The following is a 16,654-nucleotide window of genomic DNA, read 5'->3' as shown; positions in this document are numbered from 1 at the left end:
CCGGTTTACGCCCGCTAGCCCCGGCGACACGCGGCGCTGCCGGTTGCCATCCACTGGGCTGCGGTCTCTGCGGTCTGGGTTGCCAGGCGCTCAACCACGTCTTGCCAGGCGGCAAACATCTGTGCCGGATCGCCGGAGACGCTTTGCGAAAGGTGGCTTCGGCACACCAGCCGGCGATTCTCATTTCCTTGCGATGTCGATAAGCTCCAGTCAGCATCCAGACTGACGGCATTGCCGGGCCAGCTGTCAAAACGGCGAATCTGCAACAGCACCCGCACCACTGGTTTGCTGTCATCGCGCGCGAGCCCTGCCACATCCTCGGTGTTGAGTTGCTGCGTCATCGCGAGGGACAGCGCCGTCTGTAGCTCATCGCCCAACGGACTTAACCAGCGATCGTTGTCCAGAACCACCATGCGACTGTCGCTCTGGCGGACCACCACTTGTTGGCTATCCAGCTGGGCCGGAACCCCGACGGGCAGCAGCGCCATCACAAACCCTGGCGGGTCGACGACCCGGGAAACGGGATCAGGGCTGACCAGGGTGTGGTAACGCACCTGGGGAGATGAGCAGCCAGCCAGCGTGCAGATGATGCCGATCACCAGACACAAAACCGTTCTCATGGCTGCTCTCCTGCTTTACGTGAACGGGGTTCGTCCAGCGACGCGTCTGCCGCGCGGCCTTGCAATAACGACTCCGGGCGGCGGTCCAGCTGGTTTGTCAGGCCACGCACCGCCCGTAGCGTTCGGGTGGTTTCCTGTAAAGACTGCAACAGGTTAATCATCAGGGGTGAATCTTCCGCCAGCAGGTTGTGCACGTCTTGCGTCGTTCGCTGCGTTTGTTGCATCAGGTGGTTGGCGGCTGGCAGAGACTGGCTGTTTACCATGCGCAACGTTTTATTCAGTTCTAGCAGCGTGTTGTTCATGTTATTTCCGATTTGATCCAGAGGCATTTTGTTGATTTTTCTGGCGATATCGGTGAGCTGATCCTGCAGGATGGTCAGCCCGCCATTGACGGTCGGCAGTTCAACCGGGCGCTTTGTTGCGTCAAATTTCACTTTCGGCGCATCCGGTATGAAATCAAGTGAGATATAAAGTTGCCCCGTCAGCAGGCTGCTGGAGGTGGCCTGCGCCCGCAGTCCATGCGCGATCATTTCGCGGGTGAAAATGACCGTATTGAGGTCGGTGTCGCCCGTCGGTTTGGGGAGTTTTTCGAGCACGTGGCCCATCCGCGAGGGATAGACCTCAATATCCACGATGGTCGGAAAGCGGTATCCCTCGGGGTTAAAGTCGAGCTCAACGGAGGCGACACGTCCAATCCGCACGCTGGAAAACTCAACCGGGGCGCCCACGTTCAGGCCATGCAAGGTGTGTTCAAAACGCAGCTGAAAACGCACCGGCGGCCCGTCCGCAGGCGCCATCGCGGTTTCTTCATCCGCTGCCAGTTTGTAACGGGTTTGCTTGTGGATCACGCCCTGGGTGGGGTTCTCCGGGCTGGAGAAGGCGATGCCCCCGGCCATAATGGCGGCAACGGTCTGGGTTTTAAGCTGAAAACCATCGCTGCCGACCGACAGATCCACGCCGCTGGCATTCCAGAATCGCGAATCGGCGGTGACCAGGCGGTCATAGGGGGCATCAATAAAGACGTTGAGATCGATCCCTTTGCCGTCTTTACGCAGTTGGTAAGAGGTTATCCGCCCGACCGGAATGCGGCGATAGTAAACCGGCGCGTTAATATCCAGCGAGCCAAGGTCGTCGGCTTCCAGCATAAACTGGCTGCCGGCCATGTCGTTGACGATAGCCGGCGGCGTTTCCATACCGGTGAACCGGTATCTGTTCTCCTCGGATTTCCCCCGGTCCGCGCCGATGTAAGCCCCTGACAACAGGGTATCAATGCCGCTCACGCCGCTTATTCCGACCCGTGGCCTCACCACCCAGAATCGGGTGTCGGCGCGCGCCAGATTCTGCGCGTTTCGGGCAAGAGTGACCCGCACCAGCACCTGGCTGTTATCGGGGCTGAGGGTTATCTCCTTAACGATGCCGACGGTGACATCTTTATATTTCACCGCGGTTTTACCGGCTTCGAGGCCGGCGGCGCTACGAAAGGCAATCACAACTTCAGGGCCGATGGTTAAGCGCGCTTGGATAACCATCGACATCGCGACAACAAACGCAATAACGGGGAGCAACCAGATCAGGGCATTGCGCCAGCGCCCGTAATAAAAAAGAGGGGTACCCGAAACAGGACGCTTCATTGCTTGTCTTCCCATAGCGTTTTTGGTTCAACACTCAGCGCACACAGCATGGTCAGGACGACCACCAGGGCGAAAAACAGGATCCCGATACGAGGTTCGGCTTCACTCAGCGGACGAAACCGCAGCAGGCAACACACCACGGCAACGACAACCACATCCAGCATTGACCAGCAACCAATCCACTCGGTCAGCCGGTACAGCCGGGTCCGTTCGCGTCTGGCCCAATAACTCTGGCGGGACGCGGAGATCAGCAGGACACCCAATGACAAAAATTTCAGACACGGCACCATGACGCTGGCAATAAAGATGATCGCCGCGATGCCCCATGAGCCGCTGTGCCAGAAGGCCACAATGCCGGAAAGGATGGTGCTTTCGCTGCCATGGCCGAGCAGCGTGGTGTACATCACCGGCAAAATATTGGCGGGCAGATACAGGATCACAGAGGTTAACAGCAGCGCCCAGCTGAGATGTCGGCGTCCAGGCTGGCGGTGGGGCAGCGTCGTCTGACAGCGCGGACATTTCCGGTCATCGCCGGACGCCGTGTCGTCAGCACACACCAGCCCGCAGAGCATGCAGCGACACAGTAGCATCTGGCGGGCAAAAGGGGCCTTATTGGTCATGGTTTTGCTCCTCGTACGACAGCAGATCCCACAGCGGATGCAGATCGTGACTGTTGATGAAGACCACCAGCACGCAGGAGAGGGCCAGCGCCCAACCGCCAGGGCCTATGGAGACATCCAGCAGTGACGACAGCTTGATCCCGGCAATCAGAAATCCCAGCATGCCAACTTCCACCATGCTCCAGGGATGCAGCCATTTGAGCACCCGCATGGTGCCGATAAACGCCGGTGCCGGACGGGCGAAATGGGCAAAGCTCAGCAGCCATGCCATTAGCATGACCTGTAAGAAGGGCGCGATCAGCAGCAGAAAAACGCTACCGATAGCCATCGCGGGAGAACTGTCGCCGGCAGTCAGTGCCCAGGCCACATTCCACAACGTGGCATCGTTCACCATCCCGTGAAACCCAACCGAGAGCACCGGAAAAAGCGCGGCGATCGCTAAAGCCACGGCCGCTGTTATCATCAGCGGCAGCAGATGGCCAGGCACACGCCGGTGACCACGCCATAGCACGGCGTGACAACGCTGGCAGAGGGCAATTTCGCCCGACATGCAGGGCAATGTCTGGTAGACACTATCGCAATGCGGGCAGATAGTCAGATGCGGGAATATCTTCATAGCACCGGGTCGCCAGGAGATAACTGATAGGGAAAATGACAGCCGGTTTTGCCTGAGCGTTTCCGGCTGCATGTGTTGTCTGGGAGGCTACCTGAGCAACTCCGCCAGCTCTTCTGCGCCTTTTTCAATACCCACTTCAGCGGCGCTCAGGGAGCCGATGCTGGCAGAGACGTTCATGGCATTCGGATACTGCCGGGCGACGTACGCTTTCAACAGATCGTGGCTGTTGGCGTCATAAATTTCGACGGCATAATCCACCGAACCGCTCATCAGTCCCTGGCCTCCGCGTATCGATTGCACGATGTTGTAAGGCCCGCCCGCCAGATCGAATTTAGTAAAGGTACCCACCACCTGAGGCGTGGTGTCCGCGCCCGTCAGGGTCAACTTCAGCCGTAGGGTGTTGGCAGCAGGGGCGGAGACCTCTTTAAAGCGAGGGCTTAATGCTTTGCTGAACTGTTCCTGCATGTGGTTGGCGAGCAGCTGGCGATCGGCCTGCGCCATATCATCAAACTGCCCATCGTGGCCCTGATAAATTTTTACCGGGTCAATAATAATGCTGTCGTACTTGCGCCAGTCGACGAGAGGCGAATAACGATAGGGCATGCGATCGGCATTATCATCGGTATTCGCGGTCAGCTTTGACGATGAATCGATACCGCTGTAACGCACCGGTTCTTTTCCAGCACACCCCACCAACAGCAGCGGAACAGCGATAGCCGCCAGCCCACCGATTTGCCTTAACGTCTTCATGTGCAGATCCTTTCGTTGTGGTTAAGGGCCGCGTACCGGCAAGCCCGCAATAGACACCCTGATGTTCACTGTTATGTGAACTGTACGGTTTAGTTTTGATCGCATGCATAAGCGTGTCAACTTAATTGTTTGCTGAAACTATTCCGTCTGGAATGAACGCGGGGGAGGGCAATCGTGGGCGTTCAGGGTGAAGAGTCATCCGCAGAGGGCTTTACAGTAGACAGAACGTCAGCGGAATTAGCTAAAATGGACCACCAACTGGCTATTTCAGTGAAAAGCACTTTCTTAAGCGTTAACATCAATGGATATTCCGCGATGCTCATTTCATCGCCGGTGACAGACAGGAAAGGATGCAAAACATGGCCTTTGAAGAGAAGAAACAAAAAGCGATTGCGTTGATGCAAGAGAAAAATATGTGGCGCAGCAACTATGCGCCACCGCTGTTGCGTCTGCTGTGGAATGCCGGATGGAAAATGCCGCCGCCGCCGTTTGCGCCGTTCTGGCTGAACATGGTGTTTTTTGCTGGCTGGTTTGGCCCGGTATGGGGACTTCTGATGTGGTTTAGCGGCTGGCGAGATCAGGGGCATAGCGTGACTTATGCCCTGTACCTCAGCGCCTGTTCCGGGATGTTATTCGGCTTTTTTATGGCGCTATTCCACGCCTGGCGTAAACGCGCGAACAACCTGCCGGACTGGAAGCAGCTTTAGCGCGCCACCGCGGCTAAGGAATACCCTGAGTGGTCACAAATATGGCACGGAAAGCTTGTTTTACGCCGCATCCCCGCAGTAGATAGCTTCAAAATAATGACCATGTTTGTTATATTGTTGCTTATTGATTATTCACCTCTGCGGTGCCAAAAAGAACAAGATTCACCGCGACCCAGGAAGACAACATGTTAGATTACCGCTTCCCGACAGCTTTGCAGATGGTTCTTAGCGTAGCGATGGCGGAGGAGATGGGTGAACGTTCGACGAGTTCGATTCTGGCCTACGGCCTGGAAGCCAACCCGAGCTTAATCCGCAAACTCATGGTACCGCTGACCCGTGACGGAATTATTGTCTCCACGCTGGGCCGTAACGGTTCTATTCATCTTGGCCGCCCGGCAGAAAGCATCACCCTGCGTGATATCTACATCTCGGTTATCGAAGATAAAAAACTGTGGGCATCCCGGCCCGATGTGCCGGCACGTTGCGTGGTGAGCGCTAACGCCTGCTGGTATTTCAAATCTATTGCCGATGAAGCAGAGCAGGCCTCGCTGGATGTGCTGGCTCGTCATACCGTGGCCAGCGCGCTGGCCAAAGTCAAAAAGGGCGATACCAGCGGATGCGTCGCGGTGCCTGAACTGGATACCCGCGATAAAAAAGCCCGCTAGCGTGGCTTTAGCGTAAAAAAAACCGCCTTCAGCACATGCCTGAAGGCGGTTTTTTATTGCCTGCGGGATTTAACCCGGCAAAATCCCGGCCTCTGGTTTTCTACGCGCGACGAGCTTGCGCAGCGCGACGTAAAACACCGGGGTCAGGAACAGACCAAACAGCGTGACCCCAAGCATCCCGGAGAACACCGTAATCCCGGTCACGCCGCGCACTTCGGCTCCGGCGCCGTGGCCGAGGATCAGCGGAATGGTCCCGGCAATAAAGGCGATAGAGGTCATTACAATCGGGCGCAAACGCAGGCGACAGGCCTCCAGCGCCGACTCCATAATGCCTTTCCCCTGGATTTCCAGCTCACGCGCAAACTCAACGATCAGAATCGCGTTTTTACAGGCCAGCCCCATCAACACCACCAGCCCGACCTGCACGAAGACGTTATTATCGCCCCCGGTTAGCCACACGCCAAACAGGGCGGAGAGCAGGGTCATCGGCACGATGAGGATCACCGCCAGCGGCAGGGTCCAGCTCTCATACAGCGCCGCCAGCACCAGGAAGGCCAGCAGTACCGCCACCGGGAAGACAATCAGCGCGGTATTCCCCTGGGTCGCCTGCTGGAAACTCAGGTCGGTCCATTCAATATTCATCCCGTTTGGCAGCAGCTGTTTCGACATCTCGGCTACCTGCGTCATCGCCTGGGCTGATGAGAGCACGCGAGGGTCGGCATCGCCAATCAGGTCCGCCGCCGGATAGCCGTTATAACGGATCACCGGGTCCGGCCCGTAGGTGGTGCTGATATTGACCATACTGCCAATCGGCACCATTTCGCCCTGGCTATTGCGCGTGCGCAGATTCGCAATATCCTCCACGCTGTCGCGGAACGGCCCGTCGGCCTGCGCCATCACGCGCCAGGTGCGGCCAAACTGGTTAAAGTCGTTCACATAGGACGATCCCAGATAGGTTTGCAGCGTGCCGAACAGATCGGTCAGCGACACCCCCTGGGCTTTGGCCTTATCGCGATCGACCTGCACCTCCAGCTGCGGCACGTTGGCCTGATAGGTCGAAATCGGGAAATGCATTCCCGGCGTCTGCATGATCGCCCCGGACAGAGTATTTACCGCCGTTTGCAGGGTGCCGTAGCCTAATCCGCCGCGGTCCTGAATATACAGCGAGTAGCCGGACCCCTGGCCTAACCCGAGAATCGGCGGCGGCAGGATCGAGAAGCCGAAGCCCTGCTGGATCTGCGCGATTTTGGCGTTGATCTCGGCGTTAATCTCCGCCGCCGTATGCTTGCGCTGATCGAACGGTTTCAGGCCAAAAAATACCGTGCCGGTGTTCGGGGTGTTGGTGAACTGCAGCGCGTTCAGCCCGGGAAACGCCACCGCGTAATCCACGCCTTCGGTATTCATCCCGATTTCGCTCATCTGGCGGATCACCGCATCGGTGCGCGACAGCGACGAGCCTTCCGGCATTTTGACGCCGCCGATCAGGTAGAGCTTATCCTGGGTCGGAATAAACCCGCCGGGGACGGCTTTAAACATCACGCCGGCGGCGCACAGCAGCAGCACATACACGACAAACACCGCGCCACGACGTCCCAGAGTTTTACCCACCAGCGCCTGGTAGCCGTGCGAACTGCGCAGGAAGAAGCGGTTGAACGGGCGGAACAGCCAGCCGAGCAGACGGTCGATCAGCCGGGTAGGGAGGTCCTTCGGCGCCCCGTGCGGTTTCAGCAGCAGGGCGGCCAGCGCCGGGGAGAGCGTCAGCGAGTTAATGGCGGAGATCACCGTCGAAATGGCGATGGTCACCGCAAACTGCTTATAGAACTGCCCGGTAACGCCGGAGAGAAACGCCATCGGCACGAACACCGCGCACAGCACCAGCGCGATAGCGATAATCGGCCCGGAGACTTCACGCATCGCCTGGTGCGCCGCCTGCAGCGGGGCCAGCCCCTCTTCGATATTACGCTCGACGTTTTCCACCACCACAATCGCATCGTCCACCACGATCCCAATGGCGAGGACCAGGCCAAACAGGCTCAGGGTATTCAGCGAGAAGCCAAGCAGATAGAGCACGCTGAACGTCCCGACCACCGACACCGGTACCGCAATCAGCGGGATGATCGAGGCGCGCCAGGTCTGCAGGAACAGGATAACTACCAGCACCACCAGCACCACCGCTTCGAGCAGGGTTTGCACCACCGCGCGAATCGAGTCGCGGACAAATACCGTAGGGTCATACGGGGCGGCCCATTTCATATCTTCCGGGAAGCGCGTGGACAGCTCGTCCATTTTGGCGCGTACCGCATTAGATAAGTCGATGGCGTTGGCCCCCGGCGACTGGAAGATACCGATCCCGACCGCGTCTTTATTATTCAGCTGGGAGCGCAGGGCGTAGCTGCCCGATCCCATTTCGATGCGCGCGACATCGCGCAGACGCACCAGCGAACCGTCCTGGGCCGTTTTAAGAATAATGTTGCCGAACTCTTCTTCGGTATGCAGACGGCCCTGGGCGTTAATCGAGATCAGGAAATCGCTCTCTTTCGGCAGCGGTTCGGCGCCCAGTTGCCCGGCGGATACCTGAACGTTTTGTTCCTGCATCGCGGTGACCACGTCCGAGGCGGTCAGCCCGCGCGCCGCTACTTTATTGGGATCTAACCACACGCGCATGGCGTATTCGCCGGAGCCGAAAATCTGGATCTGCCCGACGCCCGGCAGGCGCGCCAGCTCATCTTTCACCTTCAGCGTGGCGTAGTTGCGCATATACAGCGAGTCGTACTTGCCGTTTGGCGAGAACAGATGGACCACCAGGGTCAACGTCGGCGACTGCTTCTGGGTGGTGATCCCCAGACGACGAACGTCTTCCGGCAGGCGCGCTTCGGCCTGCGAAACCCGGTTCTGCACCTGAACCTGCGCCTGGTCAGGGTCGGTACCCGGACGGAAGGTCACGGTGGTGACCAGCACGCCATCGGAGCCGGCGACGGATTTCATGTACATCATGTTTTCAACGCCGTTGATTGCTTCTTCCAGCGGCGTCGCCACGGTTTCGGCGATCACTTTCGGATTGGCGCCGGGGTATTCGGCGCGCACCTGCACGCTGGGCGGCACGACGTCAGGGTATTCACTGACCGGCAGCAGTGGAATCGCAATGAGCCCGGTAATAAAAATCAAAATCGACAGCACCGCGGCAAAAATCGGCCTGTCGATAAAAAAGCGGGAAAAGTCCATGCGTTGGATTCTCTGGTAAGGGATCAGTTAAGGGCAGGGCTGGTGGTCATTGCGACGGTTTTCGCGTCTACCGGCATGCCCGGCATAAACACTTTTTGTAAACCGTCGACGATGACTTTATCGCCCGGGTTCAGCCCCTGCTGGACGATGCGTAACCCGGCAGCCAGGCGGCCCGGCTTGATATCGCGGCGCTGTGCTTTGCCCTCTTTATCCACGATGTAAACGTATTTGCGGTCCTGATCGGTAAGCACCGCTTTGTCGTCTATCAGCGTGGCTTTGAATTCGGCGCTGCCCGGCAGACGCACGCGGGCAAATAATCCCGGCGTAAACAGCCGCTGGGCGTTATCCAACAGCGCGCGCATGCGGATCGTGCCGGTGCTCGGCGTTAACTGATTATCGAGAAAGTCGACTTTTCCCTGATGGGGGTAACCGTCCTCGCCAACCAGGCCAATCTCCACCGGCAGCGCCAGATGGTTACTGGCGGCACCCTGGCCGCTGCGGGCAAGGTTTTGATAGTGAAGATAGGTCGACTCGTCCACGTCAAAGTAGACGTAGACCGTCTTCTGCGAGACCACGGTGGTGAGTACGCTGGCGCTGTCGCCCGCCGTCACGAGGTTGCCGCTGGTGATCAGCGCCCGGCTGGCCCGGCCATCGATGGGGGCGGTCACCTTGGTAAAGTCCTGGTTCAGCTGGGCAGCATCTACCGCTGCCTGCGCGGCGCGAATATCGGCCTGGGCCTGGGTGGCGGCGGAACGGCGCTGTTCCCACTCTTCACGGGATACCACGTTGGTATTGATGAGTTTATCGGTGCGATTGGCCTCGCTGCGCGCCAGGCTGGCCTGGGTTTTGGCTCTGGCCAGCGTGGCCTGCGCCTGCTCCAGCGCGGCGCGATAGGTGCGGTCATCGATAGTGAACAGCACTTCGCCTTTTTTCACTTCCTGGCCGTCGGTGTAGTTCACTTTCTCGATGTAACCAGAGACGCGCGGGCGGAGCTGCACGCTCTCCACCGCTTCAATCCGCCCGTTAAAACTATCCCACTGGCTAATGGATTTCACCACCACGTCGGCGGCGCTGACCACAGGGGCCGGGGGGGCGGCGTTCTGCGCGACGCTGTTGTCGCAGCTGGCAAGCAGCAGTGCGATGAGTGCGCCCCCTGTTAAGCGCAGAGGAAAGTTAACCCAGTATTTTTGCAGGCTCATTATTTTTATTCCGGTGATTATTGCCGCCGGGCAAGACATAGCGAAGCACGCTACGCCACTTCCTGTGTCCGGTCGGCCTGAGGTCATTTGTGCCGTTCATCGCCACAAAACTGTAACAGTTACGAATACACTATCACGGCGATTGTAGGAAGGTGACAGACTAAGTGCAATAATAATTGTTTCACTTTAAGTGCTGTTTTTTTGCCGACGCTGTCAGGTTTGTCACACATCGGCAGACCGGGGATTTTAGTGCAACAATAAAACTTGCAATTAACGCGAAAAACAGCCACTTTTAAATGCAATAAATAGAAATACTTTTATGCTGTGCACAAGGGGATCCAACATGAGCACCGGCACTTTTATGCATGATTTACTCGACTGGATTGATAACCACATTGAAAGCCGCCTCGATATTGACACGGTCTCCAGGCGGGCAGGGTACTCAAAATGGCACCTGCAGCGGATCTTCAAAGCGCATACCGGCCACGCCATTGCCGAATACATCCGCGCCCGCAAGCTGCAAAAATCACTGGAGCGCTTAACCGACAGCGACGAGCCGATCCTGAACGTGGCCATCGCGCTGGGCTTTGATTCCCAGCAGTCCTTCAACCGCAGCTTCAAGCGCCAGTACGGCCAGGCCCCGGGCGTCTGGCGCCGTAATCTGGCCGCCGCCGCGACGAACCCGGCCTGCCAGCACCGCTGATATCCGTGCATTCAGGGGATCAAAAGCGCTCGGGGTGAAGGCCGTGCGCGCTTTCTGGAGGCATTGATCCGATCCTCGCCGGCGGCTTAGACCTGTGCAACTGCACCGTTAGCGTGCAGCCTCAGCATTGAATGTGTGCAGGGCGTTGCTTTGCGCCCGTTTTTTCATTCCTGCCCATCCTCATTTTTATTGTTGATTATCAAACTGTTATTTTTTTAACCGACCAATGTCCCTCATTGGCATGTTTCATGCTCTTATCATTCTGTTCAAGTTACTTGACTAACGTTCAAACAACTTTCAGAGAGCGAACCATGAAACCGACCCGTTTTTCCGTATCTGCCTGTGGGGCAATGTTGCTATCCGCCAGCCTGTTTTCGTCTGCCGCCTTTAGCGCCGATCTTCTGCAACGCGTGAAGGAGGCGAAAGTCATCACCGTGGCGACCGAAGCGCGATATGCCCCGTTTGAATATGTTGATAACGGCAAAATCGTCGGCTACGACGTGGATTTGATGAACCATATCCTAGAAAAGTCGCTGCCTGGGGTGAAGGTTAAACAGCTGGATCTGCCTTTCCAGGGCATTCTCCCGGGGCTGGATGCCGGGAAGTTCGATTTTGTCGTCACGGCGGTGACCGTGAACAAGCAGCGGATGGGGCATTTTGCCTTTACGGCCCCGATTGCGGAATCCACGGTTGCGCTGCTGAAACGGGCCGATGATAGCGCCATTAAGACCCCGGCAGACCTCAGCGGCAAAGTGATTGGCTCCCAGGCCGGTTCGGGCCAGCTCCAGGTATTGCAGTCCTTCGACAGCGCGCTGCGGGCGGAAGGTAAACCAGGCATTAAAGAGATCAAACAGTACGTCGCTTTCGATGAAGCCTACGCTGACCTGGCGTCTCATCGTCTGGACGGCGTCGCCCAGTCCCTCTCAAACCTTGGGCCGCTGATCAAAACGCGCCCTGGGGTCTTCGCCACCTTACCGGAGATGATCGGTCCACAGACCTACTTCGGCTGGGTAGGGCGCAAAGACGCGGATAGCGCCTCGCTGGTGAAAGTGATCAGCGACGGGATCGTCGAGGCCAACCGCGACGGCACGATGAAAGCGCTGCAACAAAAATGGTTCGGCTTCACCATGACCATTCCGGCAAGCGACATGCCTGCCCCGGCGCTGTGAGTCGTTGACGATGACGGATTTCATCACCAGCTTTGTCCGCTGGCTCCCGGTTCTGCTGGAGGGGGCATTAACGACGGCAACGCTGTGCCTGACGGCGATGGCGGCCGGATTTTTAGTGGGGACGGGCGTCTGGCGCCTGTCGATAAGTTCGTCACGGCTGTATCGCTGTGTGGCCCATGGCTGGGTCAGCCTGTTTCGCGGCACGCCGGTGCTGGCTCAGCTGTTGCTGTGCTTTTATCTGCCCTCCTGGTTCGGGCTGGATATTCCCGGTTTTGTGGCGGCGGCGCTTGCCCTGACGCTCAATACGGCTGCCTACCAGTCGCAGATCCTGAAAAGCGGCTTTGCCAGCCTGGCCCAAGGCCAGCTGGAGGCGGCGGCTATCTGCGGCCTCACGCCGGCGCAAATTCTATGGCGCATTCAGATACCGCAGGTGGTGCGCGCCACGTTGCCTTCATTGATCTCTGAACTGATTGATGTGGTGAAGGCCTCGGCGGTGGTGTCGGTGATTGCCTTGACTGACCTGATGCGCGTGGGGCAGCAGCTGGCTTCTTCGACCTACCAGCCGCTGCAGGTGTACCTCGCCGTCGCGCTGGTCTATCTGCTGCTTACCAGCTTGCTGGCCCTGCTCGGGCGTCAGGCGGAGCGTCACTGGCAGAGGGAACAACGATGAGTGAATTGATGCAGTATCTGCCCGAGTATCTACAGGCCCTCGGCGTCACGTTATGGCTGAGCCTGTGCGCCGCCTGCGGCGGCATGGTGGTCGGATTTATGATGCACAGCTTGTGCCGTCACCACGCGGTGGCCTTTCGTCTGTGGCGCACCTACGTCTGGGTCATTCGCGGCACGCCGTTCCTGGCGCAGCTGGCGGTTATCTATTTTGGACTGCCGTCGGTCGGCATCATGCTCAGCGCCGTCGAGGCGACGATCCTCTCGCTGATGCTCTATAGCGCAGCCTACTTTAGCGAAATCTTTCGGGCGGCGTGGAACAGCATCCCGTCCGGACAGCGGGAAGCGGCGCTGGCGAACAATATCTCTTCGTTCCGCTGCTTCTGGCATATCCAGACGCCGCAGGCCCTGCGCTTTGCCCTGCCGCTGCTCGGTAACCAGTTTATTTTGACCATCAAAGAGAGCGCGATCGCCTCGGTCATAACGGTTCCGGAATTGACCATGACCACGAGTCAGATTGTCGCCAATACCTATAGCTACGTTCTGCCTTACACCCTGCTGATTATCAGCTACTGGCTGCTGGCCCAGGGAGTAAGCCTGAGCGTCAAAACGCTAAGCCACGTCCTGAGAACCGGAGAATAACGTGAGCAATACATCCGCACCTGTACTTGAAATGCGACATGTAGGCAAGTCATTCGCCGACCATGTGGTTCTGCATGATTTCAATCTGAGCGTCCACCACGGGGAGATCGTCACGCTGATCGGACCCTCGGGGTCCGGGAAGACGACCGCCCTGCGCTGCATGAATTTTCTGGAAGCCTACGATCGCGGGGAGGTGCTGATCAAAGGGCAGCTCCTTGGCTATTCCGGCACCCAGCGAGGCCCGTCCTGCATTGACAGCGCCAGCCTGATTGCGGAAGTCCGTAAGCCGCTGGCCATGGTCTTTCAGCAGTTCAATCTCTGGCCGCATATGACGGTGCTGGAGAACGTCACCGCGCCGTTGGTACTGGGGAAAAAAATGCCCCGCCATGAGGCAAAGCAGGCAGCCCTGGCCGCGCTTGCCCGGGTGGGGATGGCGCAAAAAGCCGGCGACTGGCCGGTACGCCTGTCCGGCGGGCAGCAGCAGCGGGTCGGCATTGCCCGCGCGCTGGCGCTGAACCCGGAACTGCTGCTGCTGGATGAGCCCACCTCGGCGCTTGACCCGGAACGTGTCGAAGAGGTGCTCGACGTCATCCGCGACCTGGCCGGGCAGGGGATGACCATGGTGATGGTGACCCATGAAATGGCCTTCGCCGCCCATATCTCTTCGCGGCTGGTATTTATGGCCGACGGACAGATTATCGAAAGCGGGACGCCGCGGCAGATGTTCACCCGTCCCCAGAGCGAGCGGTTGCGTAGCTTCCTTGCGCCGCTGTTTCGCCGTCCCTTACAAACCGAAGAGCTGGAGAAATTAGCATGATGGAAGCCAGCTTACAGGTTGCTCAGCATCTCGATGACGCGTGGCTGCAACAGCAGCTGGCGGAGCTCGCCGGGTTTGGCAGACTGGCCAACGGCGGCGTGGATCGCCAGGCGCTGAGCGACGTGGAACTTGATGCGCGGGCCTGGCTTATCGGCCTCGCGCGTGAACTCGGCTGCGAGATCTACGGCGACGCGGCGGCAAACCTGTTTTTCCGCCGCCCCGGACGCAGGGCTTTACCACCGGTCGGCACCGGCAGCCATATCGATACCCAACCCTGCGGCGGCAACTACGATGGTTGCTACGGGGTGATCGCCGGGCTGGCATGCCTGAAAGCGCTCAATGACGCCCAGGTAGTCACCGAACGTTCGGTCGAGGTGGTTATCTGGACCAACGAAGAGGGAACCCGCTTCGCGCCCGGCGCGATGGGATCCAGTGCTTTTGTCGAACCCGCGCGGCTGGTCGGCTATCTGGCGGCTATTGGGGAAGATGGCGTGCCCTTTAACGAGGCGTTAGCGCGCCACCAGCAGCGTTTCCCGGAGATAGCGCCGCGGCCAGATCGTGAGCTGGCCTGCTTTGTCGAACTGCATATCGAACAGGGACCGGTTCTGGAGGCTCAGGATTTATCGCTGGCGGTGGTGCAGGGTATCCAGGGCGTGCGCTGGTATCAGGTGACCTGTCAGGGGGTATCGGCCCATGCGGGAACCACGCCGATGGGCCTGCGTCAGGATGCGATGAGCCTCGCGCGGGAGCTGGTGAGCCACATTGAACGGACGATGGGCGATACCGACGATGCGCAGCTGCGCATGACCTTCGGCCGCTGGCAGGTCACTCCTAACGCCATCAACACCATTCCCTCGCAGGTGAGCTTTACCCTGGATTTCCGCCATCCCGCGGATGAGACCCTGCGCCGGCTCGATGCCCTGATGGCCGGGCTGACCAGCGAACGGGTGACCGTCGATACGCTGTTAGCCAAAGCGCCGGTGGCTTTTGACGCGTCAATGAATCAGGTGTTAACCAACGCCGCAAATGCGCTGGATACAGCCCATATGGCGCTGCTGTCCGGAGCCTTTCATGACGCGATGTATCTGGCGGAGCACTGTCCCACCAGCATGTTATTTGTCCCCAGCCATCAAGGCATTAGCCATAACCCGGCTGAATTTACCGAACCACGCTCGTTGGCCGCAGGCGCTCGTACATTAGCCTGCGCCCTGACCGAGCTTTCCGCTACTTTTGAAGGAGTTTAACCATGACCACGACGACCCATTATCCCGCTTGCTGTGACCACGACAATGGCGACGCCCTCGGCGTGAACCCGACGGCGACCACTCCGATCTCGCCGGATGGCGCGCCGGTGATTAACGAACTCTACACCATCCCACCGCGCTGCGGTCGTGCGGTGCTGCTGAAAAAAGGTCAGGTGATCCGCATCATCAACACCCCGGGGAGCCAGGTGTGCGATACCTGGTTTTTCAATCACGCCGATCTGAGCGAGTTTGCCTCGATGGAGCACACCCGTGCGTTCATCGACAAAATCATCCCCCAGCCGGGCGATGTGCTGGCAACCAACCACCGCCGGGCCATCGCCACGCTGCTGACCGATACCTCGCCGGGCGTGCATGACACGATGATCGCCGCCTGCGACCTCTACCGTTACAGTAATATGGGGATCACGGAGTACCACGATAGCTGCGCCGACAACCTGCGGATGGCGCTGCAGGCGATTGGGCTGCGCGCCCGCGAAGTGCCCCAGCCGCTGAACCTGTGGATGAATACGCCGGTCAATCCGGACTACACCATTTCCTGGTTGCCTACGGTCAGTAAAGCGGGTGATTATGTAGAGATTCGTGCTGAACTGGACTGCGTGGCGGTGATGTCCGCGTGCCCTCAGGATATCGTGCCGATCAACGGCTGTTCGCCACAAGAGGTCCAGTTCATCGTGATGGCGTGATGGATAATGTCCGGGCCCGCCGCAAGCGGGCCTGTTGCGGGATTGAATGAAACTCATACATGAAAAATACGACTGAACTGAAATCTTCGGGAACGCGTCTCGGCATGCGCTTGCGCCATGCCAGGCTGGTGCAGGAAATGACGCTTAAGCAGCTGGCGCAGAAGGTGGGGTGCTCGGAAAGTTTGCTGTCGAAGCTTGAGAATGAAGCGGCAAGTCCGTCGCTGGCGATGCTGCATCGGTTAGCCAAAGCGCTGGACACCAGCATTGCTGACCTGATGGCGGAGGACTGGGTGGCTGATGCGCCGATCCTGAAGCCCGAACAGCGCCAGCGTAAGCGCTTCCTGCAACGTAACAAAAAGGGCGGCATTGAGCTGGAGAACCTCACCTGGCACCACAAAGGCGGGCTGCTGCAGGGCAATATTCATATTATTGAGCCCGGCGTGGAGAGCGATGGCCTGATTGAACACCATGGCGAAGAAATGGGCTATGTGCTGGAAGGCGAAGTGGAGCTGCGGCTCGGCGACGACGTATGGCGCCTGACGCAGGGGGATTCCTTCTATTTTCCAAGCCAGGTTCCCCACGGGTACCGTAATGTGGGCAGCGTGGTGGCGAAAGTTCTGTGGGTAAACACCCCCGTCACCTTCTGATATGCCCCGGTTGTTATTCAAAGCATGCCACC

At 58.6% G+C, this 16,654-nt stretch carries 17 protein-coding genes; 10 read left to right on the top strand and 7 right to left on the bottom strand.

The window, feature by feature from the left end; translation table 11 throughout:
• Positions 1-14: 14 nt before the first annotated feature.
• From HF679_RS09885 to HF679_RS09865, 5 genes are all read right to left on the bottom strand, one after another.
• Positions 15-620 (bottom strand): membrane integrity-associated transporter subunit PqiC, encoded by a 606-nt coding sequence (locus tag HF679_RS09885; RefSeq protein WP_187042935.1) that lies wholly within the window; start codon positions 618-620, stop codon positions 15-17.
• A complete protein-coding gene (locus tag HF679_RS09880; RefSeq protein ID WP_187042934.1) occupies positions 617-2,251 on the bottom strand; it encodes an intermembrane transport protein PqiB in 1,635 nt (544 codons plus the stop codon). Before HF679_RS09880 ends, HF679_RS09885 begins: the two co-directional genes overlap by 4 nt.
• The gene (locus HF679_RS09875; RefSeq protein WP_123753685.1) at positions 2,248-2,871 is read right to left on the bottom strand and encodes a paraquat-inducible protein A; all 624 of its coding nucleotides are present in this window, start codon (positions 2,869-2,871) and stop codon (positions 2,248-2,250) included. Before HF679_RS09875 ends, HF679_RS09880 begins: the two co-directional genes overlap by 4 nt.
• Positions 2,861-3,487, bottom strand: coding sequence for a paraquat-inducible protein A (locus HF679_RS09870; RefSeq protein WP_187042933.1), 627 nt, complete (start codon positions 3,485-3,487; stop codon positions 2,861-2,863). Before HF679_RS09870 ends, HF679_RS09875 begins: the two co-directional genes overlap by 11 nt.
• 87 nt (positions 3,488-3,574) lie before the next feature.
• On the bottom strand, positions 3,575-4,237 hold the full coding sequence (locus tag HF679_RS09865) for a DUF3313 domain-containing protein (protein ID WP_123753687.1): 663 nt from the start codon (positions 4,235-4,237) through the stop codon (positions 3,575-3,577).
• Positions 4,238-4,596: 359 nt separating this feature from the next.
• On the opposite strand from HF679_RS09865, the gene HF679_RS09860 reads away from it, so the two are divergent.
• Together HF679_RS09860 and HF679_RS09855 are read left to right on the top strand one after the other, a co-directional pair.
• Complete coding sequence (locus HF679_RS09860) at positions 4,597-4,944, top strand: DUF6404 family protein (RefSeq protein WP_154143588.1); 348 nt, start codon at positions 4,597-4,599, stop codon at positions 4,942-4,944.
• 185 nt (positions 4,945-5,129) lie between these two features.
• Entirely contained in the window at positions 5,130-5,609 is a 480-nt protein-coding gene (locus tag HF679_RS09855) for an RrF2 family transcriptional regulator (protein WP_123753688.1), read from the top strand.
• Positions 5,610-5,678: 69 nt separating this feature from the next.
• Here HF679_RS09855 and oqxB read toward each other — a convergent pair whose 3' ends face one another.
• Together oqxB and HF679_RS09845 are read right to left on the bottom strand one after the other, a co-directional pair.
• Complete coding sequence (gene oqxB / locus HF679_RS09850) at positions 5,679-8,831, bottom strand: multidrug efflux RND transporter permease subunit OqxB (RefSeq protein ID WP_123753689.1); 3,153 nt, start codon at positions 8,829-8,831, stop codon at positions 5,679-5,681.
• Positions 8,832-8,854: 23 nt separating this feature from the next.
• The gene (locus HF679_RS09845) at positions 8,855-10,030 is read right to left on the bottom strand and encodes an efflux RND transporter periplasmic adaptor subunit (RefSeq protein WP_187042932.1); all 1,176 of its coding nucleotides are present in this window, start codon (positions 10,028-10,030) and stop codon (positions 8,855-8,857) included.
• A gap of 343 nt (positions 10,031-10,373) precedes the next feature.
• On the opposite strand from HF679_RS09845, the gene HF679_RS09840 reads away from it, so the two are divergent.
• The 8 genes from HF679_RS09840 to HF679_RS09805 all read left to right on the top strand — a co-directional run bounded on the left by HF679_RS09840 (position 10,374) and on the right by HF679_RS09805 (position 16,622).
• Positions 10,374-10,733 (top strand): helix-turn-helix domain-containing protein, encoded by a 360-nt coding sequence (locus tag HF679_RS09840; RefSeq protein WP_187042931.1) that lies wholly within the window; start codon positions 10,374-10,376, stop codon positions 10,731-10,733.
• A gap of 350 nt (positions 10,734-11,083) precedes the next feature.
• Positions 11,084-11,902 carry a transporter substrate-binding domain-containing protein gene (locus tag HF679_RS09835; protein ID WP_174508622.1) on the top strand — a complete coding sequence of 273 codons (819 nt, stop codon included), beginning with the start codon at positions 11,084-11,086 and terminating at the stop codon, positions 11,900-11,902.
• A gap of 10 nt (positions 11,903-11,912) precedes the next feature.
• Positions 11,913-12,572, top strand: coding sequence for an amino acid ABC transporter permease (locus tag HF679_RS09830; RefSeq protein ID WP_123753693.1), 660 nt, complete (start codon positions 11,913-11,915; stop codon positions 12,570-12,572).
• Complete coding sequence (locus HF679_RS09825; RefSeq protein WP_123753694.1) at positions 12,569-13,210, top strand: amino acid ABC transporter permease; 642 nt, start codon at positions 12,569-12,571, stop codon at positions 13,208-13,210. The genes HF679_RS09830 and HF679_RS09825 overlap by 4 nt, the downstream gene beginning before the upstream one ends.
• Before the next feature lie 31 nt (positions 13,211-13,241).
• On the top strand, positions 13,242-14,027 hold the full coding sequence (locus HF679_RS09820) for an amino acid ABC transporter ATP-binding protein (RefSeq protein ID WP_123753695.1): 786 nt from the start codon (positions 13,242-13,244) through the stop codon (positions 14,025-14,027).
• A complete protein-coding gene (locus tag HF679_RS09815) occupies positions 14,024-15,271 on the top strand; it encodes a M20 family metallo-hydrolase (RefSeq protein ID WP_123753696.1) in 1,248 nt (415 codons plus the stop codon). Before HF679_RS09820 ends, HF679_RS09815 begins: the two co-directional genes overlap by 4 nt.
• Positions 15,272-15,273: 2 nt before the next feature.
• Positions 15,274-15,975 carry a DUF1989 domain-containing protein gene (locus tag HF679_RS09810; RefSeq protein WP_174508563.1) on the top strand — a complete coding sequence of 234 codons (702 nt, stop codon included), beginning with the start codon at positions 15,274-15,276 and terminating at the stop codon, positions 15,973-15,975.
• A gap of 59 nt (positions 15,976-16,034) precedes the next feature.
• Positions 16,035-16,622 (top strand): cupin domain-containing protein, encoded by a 588-nt coding sequence (locus HF679_RS09805; RefSeq protein ID WP_123753697.1) that lies wholly within the window; start codon positions 16,035-16,037, stop codon positions 16,620-16,622.
• Positions 16,623-16,654: the final 32 nt, after the last annotated feature.

Origin of the sequence: Enterobacter sp. JUb54, assembly GCF_014298075.1 — a bacterium.
Classification (GTDB): Bacteria; Pseudomonadota; Gammaproteobacteria; order Enterobacterales; family Enterobacteriaceae; genus Klebsiella; species Klebsiella lignicola.
This window is presented reverse-complemented; position numbering and strand designations above follow the sequence as displayed.